Consider the following 755-nt stretch of genomic DNA (forward strand, 5'->3'; position numbering starts at 1 on the left):
GTTATGATGCGCGCCGTTGGAGAGATGCCAGAGTGGCCGAATGGGACGGATTCGAAATCCGTTGTACCTTCACCGGTACCTAGGGTTCGAATCCCTATCTCTCCGCCAGTATGTGTCCTAAAAGCCCCGTTTTTCGGGGCTTTTAGGTTTTTGGCATTAGTTGTTCACCCATCTGTTCCCACACTGCAGTTGTGCGCCCCCATTGGGCCTAACCGGCTGTATGACGGCTATTCGGTCCACCTGCAGCCCTGGCGGCCAGGATCACCAATCCCAGTGCTGCTGCAAGCAAGCTTACCGTAAGCGGGCTGATCTCTGCAGCGACTATGACTTTCGCCGTGCTGAGTATCAGGGCTAGTGCCGCAAGAGCGCAGCCCAATGCTAGCTTTAACATAATGAGCTCCTTTGTACCTAAAAAGGAAATATGGGATGCCCCTCTGGGCATCCCATATATGCGCCTGAACGTTCACGCAACGAGCTCAAGCGCAGCATCCAACGCACGCTGTTTGATTCCCGCGCCTGGGCCGAACCAGGCAGAGTCCAAGCGGTAGTCTACCGATCGGGCACGTCTCTCATGATCCACGTACTCGGTGACGGCGTTCAGCAAGCCCCAGGCAGTACCGTTGGCTGATACCAGGTCGGACCCGCGACCGCGCCCTGTGTAGAGCGCCATGGCCTTCTGGAAAGCATGGTTTACCGCAGGCTGGGTTCTGCTGCGTGGGGTGACTTCGGTGTGTAGGATCTGCCCGAAATACGCT

At 56.8% G+C, this 755-nt stretch carries 1 protein-coding gene and 1 tRNA gene; one reads left to right on the forward strand and one right to left on the reverse strand.

Annotated features, from left to right (window positions below):
- The first annotated feature begins 18 nt into the window (after positions 1-18).
- A tRNA-Ser gene (locus ALO43_RS13240) sits at positions 19-108 on the forward strand.
- A gap of 355 nt (positions 109-463) precedes the next feature.
- Here ALO43_RS13240 and ALO43_RS13250 read toward each other — a convergent pair.
- Positions 464-755 (reverse strand): DUF932 domain-containing protein (locus tag ALO43_RS13250; RefSeq protein WP_157062297.1); only part of this gene is annotated, 292 nt, incomplete at its 5' end.

The organism is Pseudomonas tremae (assembly GCF_001401155.1).
Taxonomy (GTDB): domain Bacteria; phylum Pseudomonadota; class Gammaproteobacteria; order Pseudomonadales; family Pseudomonadaceae; genus Aquipseudomonas; species Aquipseudomonas tremae.